27 protein-coding genes and 1 rRNA gene are annotated in these 22,369 nt (G+C 39.9%); 3 read left to right on the top strand and 25 right to left on the bottom strand.

Going from position 1 to position 22,369, the window contains the following annotated elements:
• Positions 1-117, bottom strand: a 16S ribosomal RNA gene (locus F7731_RS23125); the annotation flags it as partial.
• A 234-nt stretch (positions 118-351) separates the two neighbouring features.
• Positions 352-582, bottom strand: coding sequence for a hypothetical protein (locus tag F7731_RS23120; RefSeq protein ID WP_151537157.1), 231 nt, complete (start codon positions 580-582; stop codon positions 352-354).
• A 139-nt stretch (positions 583-721) separates the two neighbouring features.
• On the opposite strand from F7731_RS23120, the gene pdaB reads away from it, so the two are divergent.
• On the top strand, positions 722-1,474 hold the full coding sequence (gene pdaB / locus F7731_RS23115; protein ID WP_151537156.1) for a polysaccharide deacetylase family sporulation protein PdaB: 753 nt from the start codon (positions 722-724) through the stop codon (positions 1,472-1,474).
• A gap of 8 nt (positions 1,475-1,482) precedes the next feature.
• On the opposite strand, the gene F7731_RS23110 is transcribed toward pdaB, so the two are convergent.
• On the bottom strand, positions 1,483-2,121 hold the full coding sequence (locus F7731_RS23110; protein ID WP_151537155.1) for a KinB-signaling pathway activation protein: 639 nt from the start codon (positions 2,119-2,121) through the stop codon (positions 1,483-1,485).
• Positions 2,122-2,273: 152 nt separating this feature from the next.
• Between F7731_RS23110 and gerD the strand changes: the two genes are divergently transcribed.
• The gene (gene gerD, locus F7731_RS23105) at positions 2,274-2,906 is read left to right on the top strand and encodes a spore germination lipoprotein GerD (protein ID WP_151537154.1); all 633 of its coding nucleotides are present in this window, start codon (positions 2,274-2,276) and stop codon (positions 2,904-2,906) included.
• 70 nt (positions 2,907-2,976) lie between these two features.
• On the opposite strand, the gene F7731_RS23100 is transcribed toward gerD, so the two are convergent.
• The 8 genes from F7731_RS23100 to F7731_RS23065 form a co-directional block, all read right to left on the bottom strand.
• A complete protein-coding gene (locus tag F7731_RS23100; RefSeq protein WP_151537153.1) occupies positions 2,977-4,035 on the bottom strand; it encodes an Mrp/NBP35 family ATP-binding protein in 1,059 nt (352 codons plus the stop codon).
• A gap of 258 nt (positions 4,036-4,293) precedes the next feature.
• Complete coding sequence (gene cwlD / locus F7731_RS23095; RefSeq protein ID WP_151537152.1) at positions 4,294-5,013, bottom strand: N-acetylmuramoyl-L-alanine amidase CwlD; 720 nt, start codon at positions 5,011-5,013, stop codon at positions 4,294-4,296.
• 81 nt (positions 5,014-5,094) lie between these two features.
• Entirely contained in the window at positions 5,095-5,538 is a 444-nt protein-coding gene (locus F7731_RS23090; protein WP_151537151.1) for a YbaK family protein, read from the bottom strand.
• Positions 5,539-5,742: 204 nt separating this feature from the next.
• Complete coding sequence (locus tag F7731_RS23085; RefSeq protein ID WP_151537150.1) at positions 5,743-7,068, bottom strand: aspartate aminotransferase family protein; 1,326 nt, start codon at positions 7,066-7,068, stop codon at positions 5,743-5,745.
• A 49-nt stretch (positions 7,069-7,117) separates the two neighbouring features.
• On the bottom strand, positions 7,118-7,966 hold the full coding sequence (locus F7731_RS23080) for an ABC transporter ATP-binding protein (protein ID WP_246197410.1): 849 nt from the start codon (positions 7,964-7,966) through the stop codon (positions 7,118-7,120).
• On the bottom strand, positions 7,956-8,750 hold the full coding sequence (locus tag F7731_RS23075; RefSeq protein WP_151537149.1) for an ABC transporter permease: 795 nt from the start codon (positions 8,748-8,750) through the stop codon (positions 7,956-7,958). The genes F7731_RS23080 and F7731_RS23075 overlap by 11 nt, the downstream gene beginning before the upstream one ends.
• Before the next feature lie 87 nt (positions 8,751-8,837).
• Entirely contained in the window at positions 8,838-9,836 is a 999-nt protein-coding gene (locus F7731_RS23070; RefSeq protein WP_151537148.1) for an ABC transporter substrate-binding protein, read from the bottom strand.
• A 71-nt stretch (positions 9,837-9,907) separates the two neighbouring features.
• Positions 9,908-11,311, bottom strand: coding sequence for a sigma-54 interaction domain-containing protein (locus F7731_RS23065; protein WP_151537147.1), 1,404 nt, complete (start codon positions 11,309-11,311; stop codon positions 9,908-9,910).
• A gap of 501 nt (positions 11,312-11,812) precedes the next feature.
• Between F7731_RS23065 and F7731_RS23060 the strand changes: the two genes are divergently transcribed.
• A complete protein-coding gene (locus F7731_RS23060; protein WP_151537146.1) occupies positions 11,813-12,724 on the top strand; it encodes a nuclease-related domain-containing protein in 912 nt (303 codons plus the stop codon).
• Between the two features lie 395 nt (positions 12,725-13,119).
• Here the strand turns inward: F7731_RS23060 and rpsI are convergent, their stop codons facing one another.
• The 14 genes from rpsI to F7731_RS22990 form a co-directional block, all read right to left on the bottom strand.
• Complete coding sequence (rpsI, locus tag F7731_RS23055) at positions 13,120-13,512, bottom strand: 30S ribosomal protein S9 (protein ID WP_151537145.1); 393 nt, start codon at positions 13,510-13,512, stop codon at positions 13,120-13,122.
• A 21-nt stretch (positions 13,513-13,533) separates the two neighbouring features.
• A complete protein-coding gene (gene rplM, locus F7731_RS23050; protein WP_151537144.1) occupies positions 13,534-13,971 on the bottom strand; it encodes a 50S ribosomal protein L13 in 438 nt (145 codons plus the stop codon).
• Between the two features lie 233 nt (positions 13,972-14,204).
• A complete protein-coding gene (truA, locus tag F7731_RS23045) occupies positions 14,205-14,948 on the bottom strand; it encodes a tRNA pseudouridine(38-40) synthase TruA (protein WP_151537143.1) in 744 nt (247 codons plus the stop codon).
• Positions 14,949-14,950: 2 nt separating this feature from the next.
• On the bottom strand, positions 14,951-15,748 hold the full coding sequence (locus F7731_RS23040; RefSeq protein ID WP_151537142.1) for an energy-coupling factor transporter transmembrane component T family protein: 798 nt from the start codon (positions 15,746-15,748) through the stop codon (positions 14,951-14,953).
• Positions 15,745-16,614: an energy-coupling factor ABC transporter ATP-binding protein gene (locus F7731_RS23035; protein ID WP_151537141.1), complete on the bottom strand. Its 870-nt coding sequence runs from the start codon at positions 16,612-16,614 to the stop codon at positions 15,745-15,747. Before F7731_RS23035 ends, F7731_RS23040 begins: the two co-directional genes overlap by 4 nt.
• The gene (locus tag F7731_RS23030; RefSeq protein WP_151537140.1) at positions 16,590-17,432 is read right to left on the bottom strand and encodes an energy-coupling factor ABC transporter ATP-binding protein; all 843 of its coding nucleotides are present in this window, start codon (positions 17,430-17,432) and stop codon (positions 16,590-16,592) included. Before F7731_RS23030 ends, F7731_RS23035 begins: the two co-directional genes overlap by 25 nt.
• 563 nt (positions 17,433-17,995) lie before the next feature.
• The gene (gene rplQ, locus F7731_RS23025) at positions 17,996-18,358 is read right to left on the bottom strand and encodes a 50S ribosomal protein L17 (RefSeq protein WP_151537139.1); all 363 of its coding nucleotides are present in this window, start codon (positions 18,356-18,358) and stop codon (positions 17,996-17,998) included.
• Between the two features lie 76 nt (positions 18,359-18,434).
• Positions 18,435-19,379 carry a DNA-directed RNA polymerase subunit alpha gene (locus F7731_RS23020; RefSeq protein ID WP_151537138.1) on the bottom strand — a complete coding sequence of 315 codons (945 nt, stop codon included), beginning with the start codon at positions 19,377-19,379 and terminating at the stop codon, positions 18,435-18,437.
• A gap of 174 nt (positions 19,380-19,553) precedes the next feature.
• Positions 19,554-19,943 (bottom strand): 30S ribosomal protein S11, encoded by a 390-nt coding sequence (gene rpsK, locus F7731_RS23015; RefSeq protein ID WP_151537137.1) that lies wholly within the window; start codon positions 19,941-19,943, stop codon positions 19,554-19,556.
• Between the two features lie 21 nt (positions 19,944-19,964).
• The gene (gene rpsM, locus F7731_RS23010; protein WP_151537136.1) at positions 19,965-20,330 is read right to left on the bottom strand and encodes a 30S ribosomal protein S13; all 366 of its coding nucleotides are present in this window, start codon (positions 20,328-20,330) and stop codon (positions 19,965-19,967) included.
• Positions 20,331-20,351: 21 nt separating this feature from the next.
• Positions 20,352-20,465: a 50S ribosomal protein L36 gene (gene rpmJ / locus F7731_RS23005; protein WP_000868344.1), complete on the bottom strand. Its 114-nt coding sequence runs from the start codon at positions 20,463-20,465 to the stop codon at positions 20,352-20,354.
• Between the two features lie 35 nt (positions 20,466-20,500).
• On the bottom strand, positions 20,501-20,719 hold the full coding sequence (infA, locus tag F7731_RS23000; protein ID WP_009336604.1) for a translation initiation factor IF-1: 219 nt from the start codon (positions 20,717-20,719) through the stop codon (positions 20,501-20,503).
• A 220-nt stretch (positions 20,720-20,939) separates the two neighbouring features.
• On the bottom strand, positions 20,940-21,686 hold the full coding sequence (gene map / locus F7731_RS22995; RefSeq protein WP_151537135.1) for a type I methionyl aminopeptidase: 747 nt from the start codon (positions 21,684-21,686) through the stop codon (positions 20,940-20,942).
• Positions 21,686-22,336 (bottom strand): adenylate kinase, encoded by a 651-nt coding sequence (locus F7731_RS22990; RefSeq protein WP_151537134.1) that lies wholly within the window; start codon positions 22,334-22,336, stop codon positions 21,686-21,688. Before F7731_RS22990 ends, map begins: the two co-directional genes overlap by 1 nt.
• Positions 22,337-22,369 lie beyond the last annotated feature (33 nt).

Raw genomic sequence — 22,369 nt, 5'->3', positions numbered from 1 at the left:
GTTACTCACCCGTCCGCCGCTAACTTTTGGGAGCAAGCTCCCGCAAGTTCGCTCGACTTGCATGTATTAGGCACGCCGCCAGCGTTCGTCCTGAGCCAGGATCAAACTCTCCAATAAATTGCGAGTTGATTAGCTCATAATGTCTTTTTGATAAAAAGACTAAAACGTTGACGTTTTGTTCGTTCAGTTTTCAAAGAACTATCATATCGCTCAGAAGCGACTTTGTTAATATACCATCACTTTCAACAAGTGTCAACAACTTTTTTAAAGTTGTTTTTTCACTCGTCATCAGCGACGTTTATTAATATACCAGCATTCAAATAATAAGTCAACATATTATCCAAAACTTTTTTAACCTTTTTGTTCTCTCCATTGTCTGCCGCGTGTATACTTCATACAATCTTCTGGAGTTGCCACCCTTTTAAATAAAGAAAACAATATTTTGTATCTCTCATTCATAGCTCTTTTCGCAATATGATCAATTCGTTCATCTTTTAAATCAAAAAGAATTTCATCCATTTCTCTCTTAATTAAATATTGCATTTCCTTTTGTTCTCTATCATTAATTAAAATTCCTAACATTTGGAACCCTCTCTTCTATTTTGATTTTTGTAGTATTTTCCAAATAAAAATATTTTATGAATTCGTTTTTAAAGTTCATTTATTAAAATTCAGTGCATAAGATTGAGACAAGGAGTGTATTGGACGAGGTGAAGAGATAATGAACTTCTTTTTCGTATTAAATGGAAAAACATTTAAAAACATGGCTTTAATTTTAATTACCGCTTTTTTTACGGCTTGGTTCTTATATATAGGGAACATCATCTATATGCCAGCCTTCTCTACTAAAGATGGACCGAAAGCTATCTATAAGGGGGAAAAGGATCTTGCCCTTACCTTTAACATTGGGTGGGGTGATGAAAAGGCCGAACCAATTCTTGATATTTTGAAAAAAGAAAAAGTGAAGTCAGCCACGTTTTTCCTTTCCGGCTCCTGGGCTGAACGTCATCCGGATTTAGTGGCACGAATTGTTAAAGAAGGATATGAAATCGGTATACTTGGCTATAATTACGAGGATTACACAGAGCTTGAGGACGCAAAAATCAGACAGGATTTAGCAAAGGCGCAGGTTGTTTTTAAAAAGTTGAATGTAAAAGGGATTAAGCTTGTCCGTGCTCCTTCAGGTCACTTTGATCAAAGGACTCTAAAGATTGCCGAACAATTAGGCTATTCAGTTGTCCATTGGAGTATTGATTCAAAAGACTGGAAGAACCCTGGGCCCCGGGAAATAACCAATAATGTCACGCGAGCGAAAAAGGGAGATATCATTCTTCTTCATGCCTCTGATTCTGCGAAACAGACGGCTAAGGCACTGCCGGCCATCATTAAGGAATTAAACAGAAAAGGGCTTAAGCTCGTCACCGTTTCAGACATGATTGCCAACGCAGAAACAAGTATAAAAGAAATTAAGTAGGCCGTCCATTATTTGGACGGCCCCTTTGCCATGCTTTGTCTTTGCAATTGCGATTTTTCATTTAATTTATGAAGGATAAGCAGTTGATAGGCGTTACATACTATTAACGGGAAAATCATTAAGTAAACCCAGCTTTGTTCGTTTACTCTTAAAACCGGTACCCATTCTATCGTTGTAACAACCACCATAAAAAATAGTGCCGGAATAAACGCTTCTTTATTCGTAAGCTTCACCTTTATAGCAGCAACCACAAGCGCAGCAATTAAAAGAAACAAAGCAATTCCGATATAAGGAACCAAGCTTTCTCCCTCTGTTGCAAAGGCATTATAGCGAAGATAAACTAAATCAAATAATACAAATAAAATGAGAACGGCTTGTACCGAATTCCATAACGAACGAGATTTAAAAATCCCTAAACCAAACCGATGGACTGTCAAGTAAGCAAAGAAACCCATTTGACTAAGAATACTAAAGATTAATCCAACTCCAATTAGCCAAAACAAGACAGATAAAACCTCAAGAAAATCAAACGGCTTGAATATAGATTCAAATTCATTCCATCGAACGATAAAACCGACGATTCCGGTAGTTAATCCTCCGACTAGAAGTGTTGATAGAAATAACTTTACCCAATTTCGGCTTGTCAATTTATTTTTCCCCCAAAGTAAAAATTATTCACCCATATGATTGTACCAACCAGACTTTGAAAAATCTAGGTTTTACATTTTAAGCGAATAATATTTGTTCTTTTTATTCATTCTAAAAATATGGACACCTTCTCTGAAAGGAGCTTCAAAATATGGTTAATAAATTCCGTTTGCTCCTGCTATCACTGATGATAATTTTGATTACGGGTTGTGCTCAACATGATACCGGCGGCAAACAGATGGATTACGAGCAAACAAAGAAAATGTTTGTCGATATTCTAAAAACTGATGAAGGAAAAAAGGCGTTACAAGAACTAATGGCTGATGATAAATTTAAACAAAAGCTTGTAATGGATCAGGCCATTGTTTCTGAAACAATCGAAAAAACATTAACATCAGATAAAGGCACAGCTTTCTGGAAAAAGTCCTTTGAGGATCCAAAATTTGCAGAAAGTGTCGCAAAAAGTATGAAAAAAGAAAACGAACAGCTTTTAAAGGATTTGATGAAGGATCCGGAATACCGTGGAATGATGATTGAGATTTTGCAAGATCCGGAACTAGAAAAAGGGGTCACAAAAGTATTAAAAAGCAAAGAATATCGAGAACATCTACAAACTGTCATAAAGGAAACACTTGAGAGCCCGCTTTATAAAGCGAAAATTCAAGACATTCTTTTGAAAGCAGCTGAAGAAATGAAAAGCGGCGAAAAAGGCGGAAACAAAAGTGCCGAAGATGAGTCCTCTGGTGGCGGCAGCAGTGGCGGTGGTCAAGGCGGGGGAAGCTAAGTATCTATTTATTAAACGTAAGTTTCTTATAAAAAAACCTCTTCCATTTTGCGAAGAGGTTTTTCTATTTTTATTTTTCTTCTAAAGTTTGAACGATTCTTTGCGCAATATCATCATAAATTTTGCCGAGATTGTGATCCGAGCTATAAATAGATGGGGCAAAATCATCTTCATTCCAGTCAGGCTGTTCTAATGGCAATTGTCCTAATACATTTGTTCTTAGTTCATCTGCCAGCTTTGCACCGCCGCCTTTGCCGAAAACATATTCCTTTTCGCCAGTTACTTTACTTTCAAAATAGGACATGTTTTCAATAACGCCTAAAATTTCATGATCTGTTTTAATCGCCATTGCACCAGCACGAGCCGCTACGAACGCAGCCGTTGGATGAGGGGTTGTGACGACAATTTCCTTACAAGATGGGAGCATCGTATGGACATCTAATGCGACATCTCCTGTTCCTGGTGGAAGATCAAGAAGCAAATAATCGATTTCTCCCCACTCAACTTCATTAAAGAAGCTGTTTAACATTTTCCCAAGCATCGGTCCACGCCAAATAATTGGTGCATTGTCTTCAACGAAGAATCCCATGGAAATGACTTTTACTCCAAAGCGATCTACCGGAATAATTTTTTCCCCTCGTACCACCGGGCGTGTCGTGATCCCCATCATATCAGGAACACTAAATCCGTAAATATCTGCATCAACGAGACCGACTTTTTTGCCTAATCTAGCTAATGATACGGCTAAGTTTACAGAAACAGTCGATTTCCCAACCCCGCCTTTTCCACTCGCAATAGCAATGAAGGTTGTTTGGCTATTTGGGGAAAGCAGTCCTTTATCTTCTTTTGCTGAAGCCTGTCTGTATTGAGCTAATACAGCCTCAGGTAGCTCACTGAATCGTATACCAACAGTTTCCGCTCCTGCTTCTTTTAACATATTAACTACTTTGGTCTGAAGCTGTAATTGCTCTGCAGTGCCAGTCTTGGCAATCTGGATTTTGACACTTACATGATTTTTCTCTTCTTTAATCTTAATCTCTTCAATAGCGCCAAGCTCGCCTAAAGTTTTATGTAAAAATGGCTCTTGAAGTCCACTTAATGCTTCTCTAATGTTTTGTTCAGTTAACATTTTTCCGCACCACCCTTTTTGTTTTCACTTCCATATAAAGTATACCACATCATTTCATGACTGCTGTTAATTGAATCACACTAAAATGGCATTCAATGGCACATACCAAATATAAAGGCTTGTTAATACATTGTTCCGTTTTAACCGCCATATGCGCACATGTTCTCTACGTTATTCGTACCGCAGAAAACCCGTTCACGCACGAATATGGCTAATCAATTTTGCTTTATAAAAGAAAAAGATGCTGTTTCAGCACCTTCACTCTTTCTCAACTAACTCTTTTTCATCTGAAAAATGACGTAATATGCCGGTATAAATAGATGCGGCGACTTTGTTCTGGTAGGATTCCTTTTTTAAATTTGCTTTTTCTGCAGGGTTGGACAAAAATCCGATTTCAACAAGCGAGCCAGGGATTTTTGCGTTTTTCAAAATATAGACGTCGTTTATCACCTTTGCTTTTCGTGTCGTATTTTCTAAATTACGACGCAGTTCGTCCTGTATAAACTTTGCTGCTCTTGCATTATCGTCCTTCTTAGTTGCATAAAAGGTTTGGGCCCCGCTCCATCTTGGGGAAGGAATTGAATTTAAATGAATGCTTACAAAAAACTCGGCACCAGAATGATTAATCATTTCTAATCTTTGCTTCAAATCCTCTGTTTTTCTCCGGCTATAACCCCTTGTGCCATCTGGTGCTAGATCTCGGTCATCCTCTCTTGTCATTAATACAAGTGCTCCTTGCTGCTGCAATAGATCACGGACTTTCAGGGTGACAGTGAGGGCGATGTCTTTTTCAAGTGCATCCTTGTCCCCTGCACCACCATCGGGACCGCCGTGCCCAGGGTCAAGTAAAATGATTTTTCCAGTCAAAGGCAAATTCCAAGACTTCCAAGAATCGTTTCCCGTAAAATCATATTGTAAAATAAAAAACAGAATAATTAAGCCAATGGCAAATGCCAAGGTTTTTAGTCTATTGTTCATCCGCAAGTCCATCCTCCCGCTCGTCCTCACTTCAATATATGGGACGAGTTGGAGTTATAGAACTTCGAGACAACAAAGAGGTCAATGAAGTCTCAGCCGATGTCTTCTTTCACCATTATGAAAGCCTTCTTTCCACCAGAATAATACGTATTCTTCACATAAATAGTACAGGGATTCACTCATAACCCCTTCCTGCCCGTTTCCCCAATACAAAAGAAAATGGTATAGGGTATCTACTAAATGCCGATCCTCATGACGGCAGCGAAATCTAACTTCTTCCACGCTTTCCCCATAAAATCCAAATCGGCTAAAGTGAGCACCTAATAAATAAGCCTCAATGGCTACGTCATAACAGGCCTCTTCAATTCCTTGATTCATCAGCAATCCTGACACAAATCTCGAAGACCCAAAAAACTGCTGTACTTTTTCCTTTAAAGTTTTTATTGAAATCTCGCGTAAGACGGATTTTTCATACTTGATCTGCCTTTCTCGTTTCTTTTCTACAAAGGTTGTAATTACATTCATGATGTCTCACCTCTTAAAGATAGTCTTTAACGACTCATGCTTGGACATACAAAAAGCAAATACCTTTCTCTTTCCAATTTTTAATAAAGAAATCTATGGTTGATTTCCGCTGCGATCAACAACCAAAATAGCGATATCATCAATTTCCTTTAACATAACCAAAAAGAAAAAACTGACCCAATAAAGTCAGTCTCTCAATCCTGCTTACGCTTCTTTTGCATTCAACAGGGTAGCTTCGTATTCTGTCAGTGCTTCATCGAGAATGCGTAATCCTTCGTCGATTTGTTCCTTTGTGACGCATAGCGGCGGAATCATCCGGATGACCTCGCTGTGATTTCCGCAAAGGTAAAATAATACGCCTTTTTCGAGAGCTAAATCGAGAATTCTTAATAGGCCTTCTCCATTCGGATCCCCTGTTTTTGGATGGATAATTTCAATGCCAATCATTAATCCGACCGCACGAATGCTTCCGATGACACTATGCCGCTCCTTGATTCTTTCTAGTTTCTCGACCGCATAGCTTCCCATCCGTTTCGTGTTTTCAAGAAGATTCTCTTCTTTCAATATTTCTAATGTCGCTAAAGCAACAGAGCAAGCAATCGGGTTACCGCCAAAGGTTGTGCCATGACTTCCGAGTGGCCATTGCTTCATCAATTCACTGGAAGCAACAGTTGCGCTAAGCGGCAGGCCGGAAGCAATGCCTTTAGCGATCGCCATAATATCAGGTGTCACACCAAATGTCTGTGCGGCAAACCATTCCCCCGTTCGCCCGAACCCCGTTTGAACCTCATCAAAAATAAGTAAAATATTATGGCGATTACAAATTTCACGTACCCTTTTCAACCATCCTTTTGGCGGAACAATATAGCCGCCTTCCCCAAGAACAGGCTCCAAAATCACACATGCTACTTCTTCAGGTGTAACTTGATGACTAAATAATGCAGAAAAGTTTTTTTCTAATTGCTCAATCACATAAGCTTCCGGATCTAAACCTGGCGGGCATCCCTTCACATTTGCATACGGGATTTGATAAGTCAAACCAGATGGCTGCATATATTTACGGTATTTGCTTTTCGATGTCGTTACACTTAATGCGCCAAGCGAACGGCCATGGAAACAGCCTGTAAATGAAATGACATATGGGCGTTTTGTTACATATTTCGCTAGCTTAATGGCCCCTTCAATCGCTTCAGCCCCACTGTTAGAAAAGAAAAAACAATCAAGATCTCCTGGCAAAATGTCTGCTAATTCATCTGCCAATCGCAATATTGATTCATACATAATGACACCTGATGGTCCATGCATTAAGTTGTCCGCTGCATCTTTAATCGCTTGAACAACTTTCGGGTGGCGGTGCCCAACATTCGTCACGGCAATACCAGATGTAAAATCAAGGTATTTCTTGCCATCCACTCCGTAATAATAACAGCCTTCTTCTTTTACAACTGGAAGGTTCGGATGATCCTTAGCCATGCTAGGCGCTAGCCGGTTTGGCATATTATGCAGAAGATGAGCCCATTGATTTTCCATAACGTTGACCTCCACATTTATTCTAATTGGATTCTTCAAAATAAAGCTGTCATTTAATCTTTAAACTTTCTTCTCGAATAAGCGTCAATAATTCCTCTTTGTATGCTCCAAACTCTGCTGTTCCTTTCACGCTAAACTCCCTAGGTCTATCAAGTGTGATCGGAACCTTTTTCTTTAAACGCCCTGGCCTTGCTGTCATAACATATACGGAATCCGCTAAAAAGATGGATTCTTCAACATCATGAGTGATAAATAAAATGGTCTTTTTCGACTCTTCCCATGCTTTTAGAAGCACTTCCTGCATAATATTTCTCGTTTGGGCATCGAGCGCACCAAATGGCTCATCCATTAATAAAATTTTCGGGTCATTTGCTAACGCGCGAGCAATTGCTACACGCTGTTTCATCCCGCCCGATAATTGAATTGGGTAGTGCATCTCAAACCCTTCTAAATCAATTAATTGTAAATAATGTCGTGCTACATCATCTCGTTCTTTTTGTGGGACGCCCTTCAGCTTTAATCCGAAAGTAATATTCTCTTTCACCGTTAGCCACGGATATAATGTGTACGATTGAAAGACCATGCCTCGGTCAGGACCTGGCCCGTTAATTTCCTTCCCATCAAGGAGAACTTGCCCTGATGTTGATTCCTCCAGGCCTGCTACGATACGCAAAACCGTTGACTTTCCACATCCCGATGGTCCTAAAATGGTCACGAACTCCCCATCTTCAATCGTAAAAGAGGTTTTTTCCAGTGCGGTTGTTTCCCCGCTCTTCGTTTTAAAAATTTTCCCGACATCTCTTATTTCGAGCTTCGGTGTTTTTGTTGTCGGCAACTTCGAATCCAATCTTCCCTCTTCACTGTGTTCTAATTGCGGCGTTCCCATATTAGTAACCATCCTTTCTCATCCAAGAAAACGAGGCTCGGTAAATGGCTTTAAATAATAAATCTGTCAGCAGCCCTAGTAAACCAATAATCAAAATCCCGACGATAATTTTGTCTGGCTTTAGAAAACGGGAAGCCTGCATAATCATGTATCCTAAACCACTGGATGCCCCGACAATTTCTGCAACGACTAAATACGTCCATGCCCAGCCAAATGTGATACGAAGCGTATCGATAATTCCCGGCAAGGAAGCTGGCAAAATGACTTTGCTAAAAATTTGACCTTTTTTAGCCCCAAGCGTATAAGAAACATCAATTAAATCGTTTTGGACGTTTTTTGTTACATCCATTACCATAAGCGTCAGCTGAAAAAACGTTCCTAAGAAAATAACCGACATTTTTTCTGTTTCACCGAGACCAATCCATAAAATTAATAACGGAATAAATGCGGATGCAGGCATATAGCGAATAAAACCAATAATTGGTTCAAAGGCTCCTTCCATGATTCGCAAGGACCCCATAAGAATCCCTAAAGGTATCCCAATGATGGCCGCAATGAGAAATCCCGCCAGAACTCTAGAGAAGCTGATCCCAATATCAGTCAAGATATTGCCATTGACAAATAAATCGACGGCCGTTGCCAACACCTTCGTAGGCGTAGGTAAAAATAAGGGATTCACAATCCCGCCATAGCTCAATGCTGACCAGATCCCAAAAACAAGAACAAATATTAAAAACCCCGCCGACGTATAAATCGTTTTTGGTATTTCTTTTTTAGGAGTAAACAAATTTCCCATCTTTTTTTATCCCCCTATCCAATAAGCCTAAATGGAGTGACTAAAGAGGCAATATGATTATGCCCCTTAGCACTTTTGCCTTTTCGCTTATTGATTCGATACAAAGCTCCCATTAATGACATCTTCCGCTTTCGGCTCTTTATCAATCAACTTTTGCTCTTTGTAAAATTTAATAGCACTTTCCGTCGACTGATAGATAGACCCTTTGTTGCTTTCTGAGCCAAATAGTTTTTCGTTGTCCTCTTTTGTCATGAATTTCAAGCCAGTTTCCGTCGCTTCGAATTCCGCTACATCAATGTTTAAGCCTTTCGCCATCATTTCATTTGCTTCTTTTTTATTCTCTTTCCAAAAATCCATCGCCTCTCCCATTGCCTTCACAAATGCTTTGACATCATCTGGACGGTTTTTAATCACATCTTCTTTAAAGCTGATTGTATCAACGATGATCCCTGGGAGATCTTTAGTCGTTAACAGAACCTTCCCATTCGCTTCAGCACCCTTTGTTAACCAAGGCTCCCATGTAACAGCTGCATCTACTTTCCCCGCTGCAAACGCAGCACCAGCATCCCCTGCGGACATTTGCACTACCTCAATATCGTTCTCCGTTAATCCGCCTTGCTTTAATGCTGTTAAGGCAAGCATATGGCTTGTAGAACCAACTTCAAATGCAACTTGTTTCCCTTTTAAATCTTTTACATCCTGAATATCATTTTTAACTAGAATTCCATCTCCACCATATGAATCATCTAACAGCCAAACTACTTGTACAGGGATATCCGAAGCTGCTAATGTTACTTGTACATCTAAAGCCGTTGCCATCCCATCGATTTTTCCACCTGCAAGTGCTTGCTTCCGTTCGCCCAATCCTTCAATAATAGAAAGCTCAACATTTACCCCATTTTTTTCGAAAAAGCCCTTTTCCTTCGCTAAAAATAGCGGTCCATATCCTGTCCAAGTCGGCAGTGTTACTTTTAACGGCTGCGCAGACTTTTCACTCCCAGTATTTTTCGATGCTTCTTCTTTTCCGCAAGCAGTTAACGCAATAAGGAGCATTACCGAACATACAATCATCAACCATTTCTTCATCAAAACTTCCCCCTTTGATAGAAACAATAAGTTTTTTCTTAACTAATTACTTTGCAAGTTTTGTGCCATTTTTATTCAATTCCATATTTTCTGATTTTCCTGACGACAGATGGCTGACTAATACCTAACACTTTAGCCATTTGCGTCGTTGTTTTATAACGTTGTCTCGCATGGATAAGTACTTGCTTTTCCACATTTTCCAATATCTCTGCAAGTGACCGTTTCCCAGCATCAAAGGATGAAACATCTGAAACTGATTTCCGGTAATGAGGAGGCAAGTTCTCCATCTCAATCAGTTGCTTGGACGAGGTGACGACAAGCCTTTCCATTAAGTTGATCAGCTCGCGGACATTTCCCCTCCATTCATGGGATAACAATACGTGAATAACCCCTTCATCTAAACTGCGGGGGCGATTATATTTATCCGAAAAATACTTCAGAAAGTAATCCAGTAAGGGAATAATGTCTGTCGGACGCTTCCTTAAAGGGGGAATCGTAATTGGGACAACATTTAAACGGAAGAAAAGATCTTTTCTAAACGTGCCATTCTCTACCGCTTCCTCTAAATTTCTATTCGTTGCAGCAAGCAATCGAAAATCTGCTGTCCGCAATTTTGTCCCGCCAACACGATAAAACTGTTTCTCTTGAATAAACTTAAGAATTTTTACTTGATTGGCTAAAGACAGCTCCCCAATCTCATCCAGAAACAGCGTTCCGCCCTCGGCTAACTCGGCCAACCCGACCTTTCCTTTCGCATTTGCACCTGTAAAGGAGCCTGACTCATATCCGAAAAACTCTGCCTCAAAAAGCGACTCGGGGATCGCTCCGCAATTGACTTCAATAAAAGGCCCCTTGTTTCGATTACTCTTTTTATGAATAAATTTAGCAATGTGAGATTTCCCCACTCCCGATTCACCAAGCAGCAGTACATTAACATCGATTTCAGCCACCTGTAAGGCTAAATGCAAAACCTTTTTCATTTCGTCACATGTGGCAATCATGCCGTCTGTATAATGAAGGTTTCGAAGCATTTCTAATTCACCTTTCACTCTCTCCATCTCATCTTCCATGTCAGTTAAGTATTTTTTCATGTTGAGCAGCTCTGTCACATCATGAGAATAACTGACGATGCGAACAAGATTATGATCTGGGTCGAATACGGGAATCCCCGTCACAAGCAGCTTCTTTCCCTCCATAGTTGTTTGCACAAACGTAATTTTCTTTTTTTCCTTAATAACCATCGGGGTTAAAAGCGGAGTAAACACGCCCTCATTTTCAAGTTCATAAACCGAACGCCCCACCATCTCCTTTGATTTCATATTGTATATCGCCTCTGTTGCTTCACTAACCTTTAAAATAATGCCATCTGTATTCGTCACTAAAATATCGTCTTGCAGAGAGTGAAGAATCGCTTCATTTTCATTCCAAACTTTTTTTTCATCTGTCAAATAAGTTCCTCCTTTTCCGCTATTCATCGTTCATTAATTATTCAAAAATGAATAATCGATGAGCAAAGTTACCTTATTCTCTAGTTATATCAAATGCCGAGCAATTTTTATACAATTTTGAATAATATATTTGTTTTTGAATAGAAAAATAAAAAAGGCTCTTAACACCCCTGAAGGGCCGAGAGCCTAGTAGATTTTATATAGTTATGTTTTAATCATATACTTCCGTTGGATTTATAAAATCATATTTCCTACTTGGGACACTTTATAGTCCAAAAGTTATGCTGGATTGTGTATAATTAATTAAAGTTATCGCACTTGCTAGCAGGTATGCCTGTACTTTTTAATTCCTCTTGTTTGAGTATCTATCCATCCGAAATAAAAAATCGCTTTGCTATAAAGGCCCCTCAATTATATTGCACCAATGGAAAGTTAATTCCCCCTTCATAAATCCACTTTCTATTAACTCCCTTTAAAACATATTCATATCTAATCACAACTATTTATTGACAGGAGATGAAGGTATTTATGTATTTAAAACCTCGTGCTGTGTCCAATGAATTAGAAATTCTAAGATCTTTAAACATCCGAATGAATTTGCCAGCAAAAGATAGAAAGCATTATTTAAACCTTGAAAAAGGTTATCAAGGAGAAGCAATTTTTGATCAATTAACGGCAAAACTTCAATGTGATGTGTATATTTTAAATGATTTATGCTTCGAGTTTAACCGCTCCGTTTTTCAAATCGATACTTTAATTATTTCTCAAAATACAATTTTCCCTATCGAAATAAAAAATTATGAAGGTGATTATCATTATGATCCGGAAGTATTCCGCCGAGTCTCATCAAACTATGAAATAACTAACCCATTGGACCAGTTAAAGCGTAGTATGACATTACTCCGATCGTTACTAAAATTCCATGGGATACATCAGCCAATAGAAGGCTACGTTACTTTTGTAAACCCCGAGTTCACCTTATATCAAGCCCCATTAAACACTTCTATGATTTTACCAACGCAGCTTAATCGTTTTAATAAAACATTAAATGAGATGACTTCAAAACTTAGTAATCAGCACAAGAAGCTTGCTGACCTTTTAATCTCATTGCATCAAACCGAATCCCCCTATACCCGTTTGCCAACTTATAATTATGAGCATCTGAAAAAGGGAATTAGTTGTATAAGCTGTTATTCTTATGAAGTTGCTGTTATTGCGGAAAAGAAAATAGTATGTGATAAATGTTCTTGTGTGGAAGATGTTAACTCTGCGGTTCTACGTAATGTTGAAGAATTGAAGACTCTTTTTCCTGATAAGAAATTGACCACTACACGAGTTCATGAATGGTGCAAAGTGATTAAATCTAAAAAAACAATCAGAAGGATTCTAATTCAAAACCTTAGATCAGTGGGTGAAAGTCATCTAAGATACTTTGTGTAAACCGCCTTTTATGAGTGGCCTATGGCGATTATGCTTATTATTGGCCTCTCTCTCTGGCCTTTCCCTTTTACCGCGGTTCACCTTTTTCCTCGATCGCGGGAAATGGAGCGCAATCCCTTTTACCGCGGTATTCCTTTTTTCTCGGCCACGAGCAATGGAGGGCCCCTCCTTTTACCGCTGGACAGCTTTTTACCCAACTACGGGTAATGGCACTACATTTCTTTTACCGTGGAACGCCCTTTTTCTCATCTTCAGGCAATGGCACTACATTCCTTTTACCGTAAACCAACAGTTTACCTACTCACGGGAAATGAAACTATTAACAAGCCAAAGCTTTTCCAAAATAAACAAAAAAACCCCCAACCAAATTGGTTGAGAGTTTTTGAACGCAATAATTAACGTTTTGAGAACTGAGGTGCACGACGAGCGCCTTTAAGACCGTATTTTTTACGTTCTTTCATACGAGCGTCACGTGTTAATAGACCAGCAGCTTTTAATGTTGGACGGTATTCTGGATCAGCTTGAAGTAACGCACGAGCGATACCGTGGCGGATTGCGCCAGCTTGACCAGTGTAGCCTCCACCATTTACATTTACATGAATGTCATAGCTACCTTGAGTTTCAGTAGCTACTAGCGGTTGGTTTACAACTGCGCGTAAAGCTGCAAATGGAATGTAGTTTTCGATTTCACGACCATTGATAATGATTTTGCCATCGCCTGGTACTAAACGAACTCGCGCAACGGAGCTCTTACGACGACCAGTGCCAATATATTGAACCTGTGCCAAGTTAATAACCTCCCCTAAAAATTATCCACGAAGTTCGTAAACTTCAGGTTGTTGTGCTTGCTGCTTATGTTCAGCGCCAGCATATACGTGTAATTTCTTGAACATTTGACGACCAAGAGTGTTCTTTGGAAGCATGCCTTTAATAGCAAGCTCTAACATTCTCTCAGGATAGTTCGTACGCATTTCATTAGCAGTTCTTTGTTTTAAACCACCTGGATGGTTTGTGTGGCGGTAGTAAATTTTGTCATTTAATTTATTACCAGTTAATTCGATCTTAGCTGCATTAAGAATAATTACATGATCACCAGTGTCAACATGTGGTGTAAAAGTTGGTTTATGTTTACCACGTAGAATTGATGCAACTTCACTAGCAAGACGACCTAAAGTTTTGCCTTCTGCATCAACCACGTACCATTTACGCTCGATAGTGTTTGCATTCGCCATAAACGTTGTACGCATGATTTTCCCTCCTAAAAATTCCATCTTCTTAAATTCATTGGTTTCATTTATCTTAGACACAATAAGTTCCGGGGCTTATCGTGGTTTTAATAACAATACCTTTGCTATGATACACTTTTATACAGCTAATGTCAATAAAATGTTACACCAGGTTTAGTTGTTTTGAAAAAATTGCTCATAAAAAGTGCATCACAACGCCACCGCGTGGTTCTTACAGGAATTTGAAAAAAACTTTAATCTAAATAATGAACATTCCACAAATACAACCCATGAGCCGGAGCAGTTTTACCTGCAAAAGACCGATCTTTCTTCTCTAAAATATCGATCATAGAATCTGGGGCTCTTTCTCCAGAACCAACCTCTAGTAAAGTGCCAACTAAAATCCTGACCATATTATAAAGAAAGCCATTGCCAACAAATCGGAATACAAGTGAACCCCGATCCTCTATCAATTCAATTTCTCTTACTTCCCGAATCTTATCCTCTACTTCTGTCTTCGCTGAACAAAAACTTGTAAAGTCATGAGTGCCGATCAGATAGCCTGCTGCTTCCTTCATAGCAGGTATATTCAAAGAATATGGATACTGATAGGCATAGTTCCTTGTGAACGGATCTCTCTTTGCGGAAAGGGTCAAAAAATAACGATATTCCTTCCCCTTCGCATCAAACCGAGCATGGAAGTCGCTTGATGCTTCTTCCGTGCTCATAATGGCAATATCATCAGGCAAAATTGAATTGAGGGCAATATCCCATTTCGGGAGTGGAATATTCAATTCTGATTCAAAATGAATAACCTGCCTTTTTGCATGCACTCCTGCATCAGTTCTGCCGGAAGCGGTAACCTTTACTTCTGTTCCTTTATGAAGCTTTTGCAAGGCATTCTCTAATTCTCCTTGCACTGTCCGCTTATTCGGCTGCACTTGATAGCCGGAGAATAAGGTTCCATCATAGGCTACTAAACACTTAAATCTTTTCATCATTAAGTCCTCATTAGGAATAAAACAATCGTCAATAATCCAAGCAACAGGATCATCACAGTATCTTTCATACCCCAGCTTAGCTGTCGATACTTTGTTCTTCCTTCGCCACCACGGTAGCCTCTTGCTTCCATAGCCGTTGCGAGCTCCTCAGCCCGTTTAAAGGAGCTGACAAACAGAGGAATTAGAAGAGGGATAATCGCCTTTACTCTTTCTTTAATCGGCCCGCCTGAAAAATCAACCCCTCTAGCCGTTTGCGCCTTCATAATTTTATCCGTCTCTTGCATTAAGGTTGGAATAAATCTGAGAGAGATGGACATCATGAGAGCAAGCTCATGTACAGGGAATTTGATTTTATTTAATGGATGCAGCAAGCTTTCTAGGCCATCGGTAATTTCAATCGGAGTCGTCGTTAAAGTCAGAATGGACGTCATTAAGATAAGCAGGAAGAAGCGCATGGAGATGAATAGTCCTTGCCTTAATCCTTCTTCATATATCGTAAACCAGCCCGCCTGAAACAGGATTTCCCCTTCTTTTGTTAAAAATAAATGCAAAAGCAATGTAAACAACACGAGCCATAGTACTGGCCTCAAGCCTGACAGGATAAACCGCAAAGGAACACGAGACAATGAAACCATCGTAAAGGTGTAAATAGCTAAAGCACCATATGTCAAACTATTATTAGCGATAAACACGATACAGACGAATAGAAAAACCATGACAAGCTTGGAACGAGGGTCCATCCGGTGAATGAGAGACTGTGCTGGTACATAGCGGCCAATGATCATCTTCTCCATCATGTGTGGTCACCCCTCTTTATGACAGCTGCAATTTCCTCTGTCAGCTTTTCTATAGATAAGCATGTATTCGGAAACTTGGTTTGGAATGCTTGCTCTACTTTTTGCTGGAAACGAACCACTTCAGGAACATCTAGGCCAAGCTCGATTAAGCCTTCAGGAGAGGAAAAAATCTCTGCTGGCGTTCCCTTTTTATACACTTCACCATTATGCATAATGACAATTTGATCCGCATATCGGGAAGCGTCTTCCATGCTATGGGTGACTAAAATCGTCGACAGCTTTCTTTCCTTATGAAGAGAATAGAACATCTCCATAATTTCCTTCCGCCCTCTCGGATCAAGACCTGCCGTCGGCTCGTCCAGCACGATTACATCTGGTTCCATCGCGAGAACTCCAGCAATGGCCACTCGGCGCATTTGACCTCCAGATAAATCAAACGGAGACTTTTCCAATATTTCTTCGGCAAGCCCAACTTGCTTAATCGCAATTCTAGCTCTTTTCTTCGCCTCTTCCTCGGAAACGCCGAAATTCATCGGCCCAAAGCAAATATCCTTTTCAACCGTTTCTTCAAACAATTGATGTTCAGGAAATTGAAAGACGATTCCCACCTTTTGCCGAACGTCTTTGAGATTTTTTTGCTTCTTACCCGATGTAATCTCTTTATCGCCAATAATGACTTTCCCTGCTGTCGGCTTAAGCAAAGCATTCAAATGCTGAAGAACCGTTGATTTCCCAGAGCCGGTATGTCCGATGATTGCGAGAAAGGTTCCCGCCGGAATATCAATGGATACATCCTTAATAGCTAAATGTTCAAAAGGGGTATTTACTTGATAGCGATACTCTACTTTTTGCAGTGAGATGTCCATAACTCTGTCACCAACTCTTCTTCCGATAAGAAATGTCTCGATAGGGAAATTCCTTGCTCCTTTAATAGCTTGCTTATTTTCACAGGAAAAGGAATGTCCAAACCGAGCTTCACCAGCTCTTCATCCATTTGAAAAATCTCCGCTGGTGTCCCCTCTTTATAAAGCTTGCCTTTATTCATCACTATAATTCTGTCCGCTTTCGCAGCTTCCTCTAAATCATGTGTAATAGAAATAACGGTCATATTATGTGTTTCTTTTAATTCTCTAACAGTTTCTAAAACCTCTTCCCGACCTCGTGGGTCGAGCATTGATGTCGCTTCATCTAGAATGATAATCGATGGCCTTAAGGCTATAACGCCCGCAATTGCCACTCTTTGCTTCTGACCACCTGAAAGATGGTGCGGCTCTTGATCAAGAAATTGCGCCATTTTCACTTTTTCTAAGGAACTAGTTACTCTCTCTATCATTTCAGCTCTGGCAATTCCGTTGTTTTCTAAACCAAAAGCCACATCATCCTGAACCGTTGTTCCGACAAATTGATTGTCCGGATTTTGAAAAACCATTCCAATTACCTTTCTAGTATCCCAAACCGTCTCTTCCGTTAACAGCATTCCATCTACAGTTATGGAACCAACTTGCGCAAATTGCAAACCATTTAAGAGCTTGGCTAACGTGGATTTTCCAGAGCCATTATGACCTACAATAGCAAGCCATTCCCCTTCATAGATCTCGAAAGATACGTCTTGTAGCGCATAAGGGGCCTGAACATCATATTGAAATGAGACATTCTTTAATTGGACTAGCGGTTTCTTGCTCATGGTTGTTCCTCCTCTCATCTTCTCTCTTCTCTCTATTCTAAACTGTTCTGCTGGACAATCAATACAATTCAAAACTATTATATGTCATTTTTGCCTAATAAAAAACCCGCCATCATTGGCGAGCACAAATAGTATGGCAGTGGATATATATAGCTGATAACAAATATTATAGAAACAACTTTTCCCGTAAAAAGATCGAAAAAATCTACTATGTGAGCTGTAGAAAATATCAAAGCTGCCTCTCTATTCTAGCTCAGTAATCCATTAACTTTTTTCTTTAAAAAAGCATGCACCTTCCCGAAAAGAACAGGCCCCACCTGTTATACGCAAGCAAAGACTCGGAAAGGTGCAAGAGCTAGACGAGACATATATAAGGTATACAAAAAAACACATACCAAAGGCTAATGCCAAAAGCATAATTGTTGCTTCATACGCTCATCGTAACGCTCAACTTTTTACATAAAACATTGTTGCTTCCATAAATAGACAAGCAACAACTTTACAGAAAAAGGGCAATGAACAAGTTCTGAAAAAACTGTCTCTCGCCCCCTTCTGTTAAAAAATTATACTAACTCGATGATAACCATTGGTGCACCGTCTCCACGACGAGGTCCAAGTTTCATAATACGAGTATATCCACCTTGACGCTCTTCAAAGCGAGAAGCGATATCGCTGAATAATTTTTGTACAGCATCTTGATTCGTTTCAGCGTTAGCTACCTCGTTGCGTACGTATGATGCAGCTTGACGACGAGCATGTAAATCGCCACGCTTTCCAAGCGTAATCAATTTCTCAACAACTGAACGAAGTTCTTTCGCACGAGCTTCAGTTGTTTCAATACGTTCGTTGATGATTAAGTCTGTTGCTAAGTCACGTAGCATAGCTTTACGTTGAGAGCTAGTACGTCCTAACTTTCTGTATCCCATGAAAGTTTCCCTCCTTTGTTGAAGTCATTCATAAAGGCTTTAGATCGCCACGTAAAAAATCTCGTGATGTAGTTAATCAGTCATCTTTACGCAGGCCTAATCCAAGCTCCTCTAGTTTGTGTTTAACTTCCTCAAGAGACTTTCTGCCTAAGTTACGAACCTTCATCATATCTTCTTCCGTCTTATTAGCTAATTCTTGGACGGTATTAATTCCAGCACGTTTTAAACAGTTATATGAACGAACAGATAAATCTAGTTCTTCAATTGTCATCTCAAGTACTTTCTCTTTTTGATCTTCTTCTTTTTCAACCATAATCTCAGCATTTTGTGCTTCATCGGTTAGACCAACAAAGATATTTAAATGCTCAGTTAAAACCTTTGCACCAAGTGCAACCGCATCTTGAGGACCTGTACTACCATCTGTCCAAACGTCAAACGTTAACTTATCATAGTTAGTCATTTGACCAACGCGTGTATTTTCTACTTGGAAAGAAACACGTGAAACTGGCGTATAGATAGAGTCGATTGGAATCACACCGATCGGCTGATCTTCTCGTTTGTTTTGGACAGCAGGCGTATATCCGCGGCCGCGTTTAGCAGTTAAACGCATACGCAAATGACCATTTGATCCAAGCGTAGCAATGTGAAGATCCGGGTTAAGAATTTCAACATCACTGTCATGAGTAATATCAGCTGCTTTGACTACACCTTCACCCTGTACATCAATTTCGAGCGTTTTCTCCTCATCAGAGTAGATTTTTAGTGCAAGCTTTTTGATGTTTAAAATGATAGATGTTACATCTTCAACGACGCCTTCAATTGTTGAGAACTCATGAAGTACCCCATCAATTTGAATAGCTGTGACTGCGGCTCCAGGAAGTGAGGATAAAAGGATACGACGTAAGGAGTTACCCAAAGTTGTACCATATCCACGCTCAAGTGGCTCTACAACGAACTTCCCGTACTTGGCATCATCGCTGATCTCAACCGTTTCGATTTTTGGTTTTTCTATTTCGATCATGAAAATACACCCTCCTTCAAAACGTCGAAACCCCGGCTATAAAATCTAACCGAAATTCCCCAGTATACGTTCCCGTTTTGCGCACAACAACTTGATTAAGAAGTCTGTATAAAAGCGAGAAACTTTTCCATCATATCCCATTATAGACAAGGATACAAATTTTATACAGAAAAATTATACACGGCGACGTTTTGGTGGACGGCATCCATTATGAGGAACTGGAGTAACGTCTCTGATTGCTGTAACTTCTAAACCTGCAGCTTGTAGTGCACGGATAGCCGCTTCACGTCCAGCACCAGGTCCTTTAACAGTTACTTCAAGAGTTTTCATACCATGCTCCATAGAAGACTTTGCTGCAGTTTCAGCTGCCATTTGTGCTGCGAAAGGAGTAGATTTACGTGAACCTTTGAATCCTAGCGCACCAGCACTTGACCATGAAAGTGCATTTCCATGTGCATCAGTAATAGTTACAATTGTGTTATTAAATGTTGAACGGATATGTGCAACACCTTGTTCAATATTCTTTTTTACACGGCGTTTACGTGTATTCGTTTTGCGTGCCATTTAAAGTACCTCCTTTACTGATTATTTCTTCTTGTTCGCTACAGTCTTACGAGGACCTTTGCGTGTACGAGCGTTGTTTTTAGTATTTTGTCCACGAACAGGTAAACCACGACGGTGACGAAGTCCGCGGTAGCAACCGATTTCCATTAAACGTTTGATGTTAAGTGAAACTTCACGACGAAGGTCACCTTCAACTTTTAATTTATCGATTACTTCACGAATTTTATTTAGTTCGTCTTCTGTTAAATCACGAACACGAGTGTCTTCTGAAACACCAGCTTCTGCTAAAACTTTTTTAGCCGTTTCTTTACCAATTCCAAAGATGTAAGTTAAAGAGATAACTATACGTTTTTCACGTGGAATATCTACACCAGCAATACGTGCCATTCTTTGCGCACCTCCTTGTTATTAACCTTGTTTTTGTTTATGTTTAGGGTTTTCACAGATAACCATAACTTTACCACGTCTGCGGATCACTTTACACTTTTCGCAGATTGGCTTTACTGATGGTCTTACTTTCATTATCCTAACCTCCTTAGTAGTACGGAGTGCAGTGGTTATTTAAAACGATAAGTGATTCTTCCGCGAGTTAAATCATATGGAGAAAGCTCAACTGTTACTTTATCTCCAGGCAGAATCCGAATAAAGTGCATGCGGATCTTCCCAGAAACGTGTGCTAAAACAGTATGGCCATTCTCTAATTCTACTTTAAACATGGCATTTGGCAACGTGTCAACAACAGTACCTTCTATTTCAATTACATCGTCTTTCGCCATCGAACATATCCCCCTTTTCATTCATATACGAATTCTTTATGCATTCTTCGCTAATAAGCAAAGTTCATTTCCAATTGTTACACAACCGGCTTCTTGTAATCTTCCTGAACTTCTGGCAATGCCAACAACCTTATTATTATAACACAATGTTTAGCATCAAGTCCGCAAAGAAGCAATACAGATTATATTAAAAGTTGAACAGATTGAAGAACTAACTCAATTATACTTTCGTAAGAATCTCGTAGCCCGTTTCTGTGATCGCAATCGTGTGCTCGAAGTGGGCACACATCTTTCCGTCAACCGTTACAACCGTCCAATTATCTTCTAACGTTTTTACATATCGGCTTCCTGCATTCACCATCGGCTCAATACAAAGAACCATCCCCGGCTTTAAGCGTGGGCCTATGTTTGGGGGACCGTAATGAGGAACTTGTGGATCCTCATGTAAGTTTTGCCCAATTCCATGTCCCACATACTCGCGTACAATGGAAAAACCATTTAATTCCGCATACGTTTGAATCGCATGTGAGATGTTCGATAGACGTATCCCCGGAGCAGCTTCCATTAGGCCTTTATATAAGGACTCTTCAGTCACATCGAGAAGACGCTGTGTTTCCTGACTAATTGAACCTACTGGATACGTCCAAGCAGAATCACCATGATAACCGTTATATTTAGCACCGATATCAACGCTAATAATATCGCCATTTTTTAATACCCGATTACTAGGAATGCCATGGACAAGTTCATTATTAACTGATGCACATATGCTGCCTGGAAAGCCATTATAATTTTTAAAGGATGGAATAGCGTGATGCTTACGAATAAACTTTTCAGCAATCGCATCCAATTCTAAAGTTGTAATGCCTGGCGCAATATGCTTCTTCAGCTCTTTATGAGTAAGTGCTACAATTTTTCCAGCTTTGCGCATGATGTCAATTTCACGCGGTGTCTTGCAAATAATCATTATTGCAAGCCCTCGAGTAATTGATCCACATCAGCAAATACTTGACCGATTTCCTGCTGTCCATCAATATTGCGCAAATAACCTTTTGTTTCATAAAAATCGAGCAGCGGTTTCGTTTGTTTAATATTAACGTCTAAGCGATTCTTTACAGTTGCCTCATTATCATCCGCACGCTGATACAGCTCACCGTTACAGCGATCGCACACTCCCTCTTTAGCTGGAGGATTGAAAACTAGATGATATGTTGCTCCACAATCTTTACAGATGCGGCGCCCTGTTAAGCGCTCCATCAGAATGCTGTTATCAACATCAATATTAATCACGTAATTAATTTTTTTGTTCAATTGTGCAAGGATATTTTCTAATGCTTCTGCTTGAGCAACAGTACGAGGAAAGCCATCGAGCAGGAAGCCTTTTTCACAGTCATCCTTGGCTAATCTTTCACGGACAATGCCGATTGTTACATCATCAGGAACAAGTTCACCTTTATCCATGAACGACTTTGCCTGAAGGCCAAGCTCCGTTTGATCCTTAATGGCCGCACGAAACATATCTCCAGTAGAGATATGAGGAATGCCGTATTTCTCGACAATCTTTTCAGCTTGTGTACCTTTACCAGCACCAGGGAGTCCCATTAATACTAGGTTCATGCGAAATCCCCCTATATCTAATTGGCTTTTAGG

Origin of the sequence: Cytobacillus depressus (assembly GCF_008923245.1) — a bacterium.
Classification (GTDB): Bacteria; Bacillota; Bacilli; order Bacillales; family Cytobacillaceae; genus Cytobacillus; species Cytobacillus depressus.
This window is presented reverse-complemented; position numbering and strand designations above follow the sequence as displayed.